Consider the following 7,161-nt stretch of genomic DNA (forward strand, 5'->3'; position numbering starts at 1 on the left):
ATCGCTACAGCGTCAGTTCCTTGTCGGGCGGCGGTTCGCTCGCCTGCCCGGCCGCCCCGACCACGGGCACCGAGACGCCCTCGATCGGACCGACGACCTCGTCCCCGTGCGCGCCGGTGACCAGGTTCGCTTGGTGTTCCACATCCGAACTCGTTGCGCGCGAGCCCATTCCGGCCGCACCGGCCGCGCCCGCGCCCATCGGCATCATCCCCGGACCGCCCGCGGCGGTGGACGCCGCCGAGGTGGGGGTGATCGACACGGGAGCGCCGGTGCCCGAGGCGGTTCCGAAGCCGCCGACGGTGCCGGACAGCGGCCCGACGCCGCTGGCGACGCGGGTTCCGGTGAAGGGGCTCAACGGCGTCGCGCCGCCGCCGATTCCACCGACTCCCCCGCCGATGCCACCGCCACCCCCGGCGCCGCCGCCACCGCCGTGCGCGGCCGAAAGATGTTCCAGCGCGGCCTTGTCGGTGATCGGCGTGGCCGCGGTCGGGGCGCTCAGGGCGCTGGCCGCCGGACCCAGCTTGCTCGCGGCCTGCGCGCCCGCGCTGGCGGCCTGGGCCAGCGGCTGGATCAGCTGCATCAACTGCTGGAGGCCCTCGGTGGACTTGACGCCCGTGGGGGCGTTGGTCACCGGAACCTTGGCCCCGGCGCGCGTCATATTGACCGAGTGGACCGTCATCTCGCCGCGCGTCTTGGCCGTCACGGCCAGCGCCTCGGTGATGCTCTCGATGGCCGCCTCGGTCAGGAAGGCCGCCCCGGGCGGGGTGCCCAGGAACGGCGCGGTGAGCGCGGCGGTGGTGGTGAACTTGCCGATGATCCCCGTCATCAGCGCGCCGCCGATGGCGACCGAGGTGGCGCCCTGACCGAGGATCAGCTTCTGCTGCCCGCTCTGCTCGGCCAGTTTGCCCGCATCCCCTTGCGCCGCAGTCTGTTTCGCGGCGGCGGAGTCCGCGCCCATGCCCTGCCACAGCGTCATCGCCAGTTGCACCGCGGACATGCCGAGCTGCATCACGGTCTGCATCCCCGTGGACACGGCCTGCATGACCTGGGTCGGGTCCACCGGCGGCGGGGCCGGGGCGGCGGCGTTCTGCTGGCCGCCCGGCGCGTTCTGCGGGGCCGGGGGCGCGGCGGGCGCTGCGGCACCGGGGAATTGGCCCGTGCCGAAGGCCGCGGCCAGATCGGTCAGCGGTTTCGCCAGCGCCGCGATGTCGATGACCGGCATGGGTGGCATACCGGGCAGCGACGGCGCGGGCGGGATCTGCGGGAGCGCGGGAACGCCCATGTCGCTGAGGATCTGGCCGATCGGCTTGTCCAGCATGGGCGCCATGGCGCTGCCGCGCAGCAGATCCATGATCGACGGATCGAGCGGACCGGTCATGGCTGGTCGTTCGTCGCCGCGCCCAGATTCGACGCCGAGGCGTCGTCGGTGGATTGGTAGGTGGCGGCGCCCTCGTAGGCGGTCAACGCCGTGCCCGCGTGCACGGCGGCCAGTTCGGCGACCGAGCTCAGGTGGGTGGCCTGCGCACCCGCGAAGGCGAGCAGGAAGTCCTGCCCGATCAGACCGAACACCGGAACCGCCGCCGCGACCGACGCGGCCTGATCGACTCCCGCCAGGGTCGCCACGGTGGTGGCCATCGCCGCCGAGGTATCGCCGTATCGACGAATCGCGTCAGGCGACGCTGCTAGCACGTCCATCGAAATCCCCGATCCATTCAGGCAATTGATCCTGCCTTATCGTAGGCAGACCCACCGACATCCCGCTACGCGTAGCGCCCCCCGAGAACCGTGGGCAAGGCTTAAGGCAATGTAAATTTACGTCCCGCTCATCTCTTCGTTGAACTCGTTGATGAGATCCGCCCGTTCCGTGAACGCCCGACGGGCCGCCGCCATGACGACCTCCACCAGCGCCGATTCGAATTCGGCCGGGGACAGCCGGGAAATCGACTCCGACAGTTCGAGATTCAGTAACGCCCCGTTTCCGTCCACTTCAGCGGAGATCATCTCGTCGGGCGAGGTCTCCCGGGCGCGCACGGCGGCCATCCGATCGCCGAGATCGCGCATCCGGTACAACCGGCGACGCACGCTGTCTTCCAGCTCGTCCATCGTTTCGTACACGGGCGCAACACCTTTCACACCGACCGCAGCCAGCTCTCCGGCTCGGTCTCGTACTCCTCCTGCTCGGCCTGTTCGGCCAGCGCCACCTCCTCGGGGGTGGGCAGTCCCATCAGCCGCAACATGGCCGGATCCACCCCGGCCTGCTCGAACTCCCGCCGCCGCGCGAGCGCCGCCCGATTGGCCGCCTGGCGGCACAGCCGCACGATGTCGGCCGCCAACTCCCGGGGATTGCGCCGCAGCTCACCCGGCTCCACCGAAACCCCCAGCGGCAGGCCCTGTTCGGTGGTCCGCACGGTGATCGACCCACTGCGCGAACTGGCACTCCACTCGACCGGCGCGGCCGGTTCGTCACTCATCGGATCACCCGTGTCCTTCCGCTCCCCGATACCTGTCGGACACCTCAGGGTACAAGCATCGCGCGGTCGATGACCGTGGCTTTCGCGGCTGACGCCGCACCCGGGTTGTGCCAAGATGACCACGAGGGACGGCGACGACCGTGAGTTCGGACGAGTACGGGACGGGGTGTGCGACGTGGGCCTGAACGACGACATCAAGGGTCTGCAACAGCAGGCGTCGGACGGCAAGTTCAGCTTCGACCACCAGATCGCCTGGAACCTGGCCGATCTGTGCAGTTCGCTGCTGTACACGTTCACCCAGATCGAGAACGGGATGAAGAACGCGGCCACCGTGCCCGCCCTGAGCACGCTGCCGTCGGGCCCGAAACTCTCCGACCAATTCAAGAAGGCCGCCAACGATTTTCACGATGTCTCGATGAAGGGACATCGCGATATGGTGACCAATCTCGCGGACCTTTTCATCAAGGCGGGCAAGGTCATTGTCGACGACGATCACACGACGAGCGGCGTGATCGCCAAACTGACCGATCTGCGTGCCGCGAAAAAGGATTACCACGACGATCATCAATTCTCGCCCACCACTTTCTCAGCGCTCGATTACTCCGGGCTACCCGCCGATCGCGCGAAAGCGAAACTGTCCACCGACGACAGCAACAGCTACGGCGCCACGACGGACGTCAATTACAACGGGGTGGGCGGCCTGTACGTCTCGCGCAACAAGGACTTCGACGGCAAGCTGGGCAATCCCAAGGAGCTCGACGCGCTGAAGAAGGAGGTCGGTGACCAGGTCGACAAGAGCAACACCTACGCTCCCGAGTCCGGTGCGATGCTCACCCTGGCCATGATGAAACAACATCACGACCTGCTGAAGGGCAATCTCCCCAAGCTCGACGACCTCGCGATGACATGGAACGGCGCGATCACGTTGCTGGGCAAGGAGGCATCGGACTTCCTGGCCAACACCGGCGCCGCGATCAATGGCAAGGGCGTTGGCACCGCGTGGGAGGGGAAGTCGGCGCAGGAGGCGAAAAGTGCTGTCGAACGGTACTGTACCGAACTGAATCGTTTGAAGACCTCCATGCAGGCCGTCTTCGACAATCTGCGATTCACTTCCGGATGGTTACACGGCCTTCAGCCCTATTTGCCCCAGTACGACGAGGCCGATCTCCAGTCGTGGAACTACGAGCCCGACACCATTCGCCAGATCCGCGAGATCTGCGCCTCGAAGTGGGACGACTTCTACCCGCCCGGTTACACCGCCTCGCGGGACCAGGTGGCCCTGATGCCCGATCCGGCGAAACCGCTCGCCGAGATGCCCAAGCCGACAAACGATCCCACCGGGAAACCGACCGGCGACCCGAAGGGACACCCCACGGGCAGTCCCACCGGAAGTCCGACGGGCAGCCCCACGGGTTCGCCCACCGGCGGCCCCACCGGCTCGTCCCCGCAGAACTCACCCTCCGCCGCCGCGTACCAGAAGCAGCAGGAGGCCCAGCAGAAGGCCGCGCAGGAGCAGTACGCGAAGCAGCAGGCCGAGTACAAGAAGCAGCAGGAAGCGCAGCAGAAGGCCGCCGAACAACAGCAGAAGGAATACCAGAAGCAGCAGGAGGCGGCCGCCAAGGAGCAGGCCAAGCAGCAGGCCGCCTACCAGAAACAAGCCGAACAGCAACAGGCGCAGCAGCAGGCCCAGCAGGCCATGTCCCAAGTGCAGCAGGCACTCTCGCAGGGCATGTCGGCCGCGCAGCAGGCCCTGCAACAGGGGATGCAGGCCGCGCAGCAGGCGTTCGCGCAGTCCCAGCAGGACGAGGCGCGCCGCGCCGCCACCGCCGGACTGTCCGGACTCGCCGGGCTGCCCGACGAACTCGATCCGACCAAGGGCGGCGGCGCGGGCGGCGGCGGCCTCGGCAAGGGCGGTGGCGGCGGCGGTGTCGGCGGCGGCGGGGGCATCGGCCCGAGCAAGCCGCAGGAGGTGTTGCAGGCGTCGCGGCTGTTCCCGCGGGCGGCGGCGGCCACCGACGGGCAGGGCCTGACCGCCGCGCGCTCGGGTCTGGCGGCGAGTTCGGGCGGTATGGGCGCGCCGGGCGGCATGGGGCCGATGGGTCACGGCGCCGGTCAGCAGGGCGCCAAGGATCGCAAGCGCGCCGATTACCTCGACAGCGCCGAACATCTCGACGAGGCGTTGGGCGAGGCACCCGTCGTGGCCAAGCCGGTCGTGGAGCGATGAAGCGCAGCTGGACTCTGGACGACGCCGAGTTCTACATCCTGTGGAACACCCACACCGACGACATCCTGCCGCGGCCGTTCTCGTACACGTCCAAGGCGACGACCTACGAGGAGTTCGACGCCGAGCAGATCGCGGCGCGAGATCGGTTGCAGCGGCGCGTGGACGCGGGGCTGCACGACGCCATGGCGGCGATCGTCCAACCGGACCTGTACGTCGTCGTGACCGGCTGGGACGAGAAATCCCCGCTGCGGCACGAATCCGAGATCCGGATCATGGCGACCCGGCGGGGTCCCGGCGGCTACCTGATCAGCCAGGCCCCGGGCGAATCGTTCTGGCACGGCGGCGGTTACCGGATCACCGAATGCGATCCGCTGCGGCTCGCGGACGAGGCGGTCGCGGCCCTGCCGGAGATGCCCGCCGGTAAGCAGGGCGAGGTGGTGCTGCCCGCCGACGAGACCGACGAATTGGATTACGCCTTCGGCAGTTCCGGCGTCCGGGACTCCTTCGAGGACACCGTCCAGGTGCGGGCGAAGAACTTCCTCGATCTGAAGGCGGAGCACGCGGGCCGCATCCGGGTGGTGCAGGGCCGGTCGAAGTTCGGGCCGCGCGGCCGCATCGAACATCAGTTGCGCTGGCGCGACGTCGAGGACGACGGACGCTACGTCATCACCGACGAGCATCCGCCGGTCGCGATGCCGGTCGACGCCCGGCAGTTGATCTCGATGATCAACGGCCGGATCGCCGACGTCGTGCGCGCCATCAAAGACGAACGCGCGTAACGCTTCTCACCGCACCGGCGAATCCGCGGCGGCACTCGTCTGCCGCTGGTGGAACCGCTGTTCGAACCCCTCGGCGTAGATCGACGGCGCGACCGACGAGGACGACTGCTCGATCACGCCGTCGTCGGCGATGTAGAAGATCGCGCGGCCGATGGCGATCTCGCCCGGCGCGGTCGGCACGAACACCATCCAGCCGACGCTGAGGCGTTCGGCGACCAGTTCGTCCACCGGGTAACGGGAGGTGTCGATGTCGAGGCCGCGGATGTGCTCGCGGACCCGGCTGATCGCGCGCTCCTCGGAGATCGGTTCGGGCACCGAGGTGACCAGACCGGCCAGCGACAGCTGGTAGAGCGCGCCGTCGATATCGTCGGAGGGATCGGTGAACAGTGCGGTCAGGGTGTCGCGGGTGACCACGCCCGCCTCGGCGGCGGCCACGAGATTGCTTGCCGCGCTGCGCAATTCGTCGCTCGGATCGTTGCTGAGCAGTCCGCACACCACGTCGGCGACGGTGTCGGCGGTCCACACGCCGGGCACGGCGGCGCTGATGTGTTCCGAGCTCGGGGAGTCGCCGCGATACCAGGCGCCGCGCTCCCACCAATAGCAGAACGACAGCACGCCGCGCGCCGCGCGCGGATTGAGCACCTGGTTGGCGACCCAGTCCGGCGCGCCCGCGTACAGGTCGGGCAGCGCGGCGCCCTGGTTGTAGGCGGCGTCGAGTTCGGGGGCGTTCCAGACGCCGCCCGAGAGCACCGCGCGGCCGCCGGGCAGCACGTACAGGGTCGAGCCGCTGCGCGAGGAACCCTCGAAGACGCCCAGCGCCGGGAGGATTCGCGGACCCCACTCCGAGCCGACGGCGACGAAGGCCGCCGCGATCGTCGCCCACCGCGCCCACAGCACCGGCAGCACCGGGAAGTCGTTCTCGGAGCGCACCGGCGCGCGGTTCGAATCCCGGTCCGCGCGAGCCTGTTTCGCGGCGTCCTGCGGGGAGCGCCACTGCCGGTTCCCGTGCCCGATGTAGGCGGCCAGCCAGACCGGCAGGTGGCGGCGCGGGTACGCCTCGAGGTCGGCGCGATACGCCTCGGGGATGAGCATCTGCTCGTCCGGGAAGGGGTCGTCGCCGTAGTCGTAGTCGGCCTCGAGTTGCCCGGTGACGGTGAGCCGCAACACGAGTCGCCACCACGGCCCGTCACCGAGCCCGGCGGAGACGTCGCGCAGCTGCCGCACGTGCTCGATCACCTCGTCGGACGGATCGGCCCGCACCACCCGGTCGTCGTCGTCGAAATACAGCACGTAGGTGACGCCGCCCGCGACCGTCATCGAGAACACCGCCTCGAGCCGCGCCCAGCCCTCGGGTCCGGCGACCGCGAGTTCCCGCGCGACCTGGTGGGTGAGTTCGGTGGCCCGCTCCTCGACCGACTGCTCCGGGGCCGCTTCGGGCTCGGTGGACGCCCCGTCCGGTGCGGGAGTGTCCGGCGACGCCGCATCCGAGGGACCGTCCGAGCCGCCCGGCTGCATCCGGAAGGTCACATCCGGCGCCTCGTCGGTCCCCTCGGGCTTGTCCTGCTGCGGATCGTTCATACGGTTCGGCCCTTCCTCATCGCTACGGCGCGCGACACACGGATATCCGCAATAGTGCCGTGGCCGCCCATCCGACGCCAGACGACTGTATCCGGGTCCCCACCACCCG

At 69.2% G+C, this 7,161-nt stretch carries 7 protein-coding genes; 2 read left to right on the forward strand and 5 right to left on the reverse strand.

Features of this window, described 5'->3' with window-relative positions; genetic code table 11:
* Positions 1-4 precede the first annotated feature (4 nt).
* From ACFYTQ_RS20105 to ACFYTQ_RS20120, 4 genes are all read right to left on the reverse strand, one after another.
* Entirely contained in the window at positions 5-1,378 is a 1,374-nt protein-coding gene (locus tag ACFYTQ_RS20105) for a hypothetical protein (protein ID WP_387362802.1), read from the reverse strand.
* Complete coding sequence (locus ACFYTQ_RS20110) at positions 1,375-1,695, reverse strand: type VII secretion target (protein ID WP_387362804.1); 321 nt, start codon at positions 1,693-1,695, stop codon at positions 1,375-1,377. Before ACFYTQ_RS20110 ends, ACFYTQ_RS20105 begins: the two co-directional genes overlap by 4 nt.
* A 117-nt stretch (positions 1,696-1,812) precedes the next feature.
* The gene (locus tag ACFYTQ_RS20115; protein WP_387362806.1) at positions 1,813-2,115 is read right to left on the reverse strand and encodes a YbaB/EbfC family nucleoid-associated protein; all 303 of its coding nucleotides are present in this window, start codon (positions 2,113-2,115) and stop codon (positions 1,813-1,815) included.
* A 14-nt stretch (positions 2,116-2,129) separates the two neighbouring features.
* Complete coding sequence (locus tag ACFYTQ_RS20120; protein ID WP_387362808.1) at positions 2,130-2,471, reverse strand: hypothetical protein; 342 nt, start codon at positions 2,469-2,471, stop codon at positions 2,130-2,132.
* A 115-nt stretch (positions 2,472-2,586) separates the two neighbouring features.
* Here ACFYTQ_RS20120 and ACFYTQ_RS20125 point away from each other — a divergent pair, with 115 nt between their 5' ends.
* Both ACFYTQ_RS20125 and ACFYTQ_RS20130 read left to right on the forward strand, forming a co-directional pair.
* Positions 2,587-4,695 carry a PT domain-containing protein gene (locus tag ACFYTQ_RS20125; protein ID WP_387362810.1) on the forward strand — a complete coding sequence of 703 codons (2,109 nt, stop codon included), beginning with the start codon at positions 2,587-2,589 and terminating at the stop codon, positions 4,693-4,695.
* Positions 4,692-5,474 carry an ESX secretion-associated protein EspG gene (locus tag ACFYTQ_RS20130; RefSeq protein WP_387362812.1) on the forward strand — a complete coding sequence of 261 codons (783 nt, stop codon included), beginning with the start codon at positions 4,692-4,694 and terminating at the stop codon, positions 5,472-5,474. Before ACFYTQ_RS20125 ends, ACFYTQ_RS20130 begins: the two co-directional genes overlap by 4 nt.
* A gap of 6 nt (positions 5,475-5,480) precedes the next feature.
* On the opposite strand, the gene ACFYTQ_RS20135 is transcribed toward ACFYTQ_RS20130, so the two are convergent.
* Positions 5,481-7,052: a hypothetical protein gene (locus tag ACFYTQ_RS20135; protein ID WP_387362813.1), complete on the reverse strand. Its 1,572-nt coding sequence runs from the start codon at positions 7,050-7,052 to the stop codon at positions 5,481-5,483.
* Positions 7,053-7,161 lie beyond the last annotated feature (109 nt).

The organism is Nocardia sp. NPDC004068, assembly GCF_042874315.1.
Classification (GTDB): domain Bacteria; phylum Actinomycetota; class Actinomycetes; order Mycobacteriales; family Mycobacteriaceae; genus Nocardia.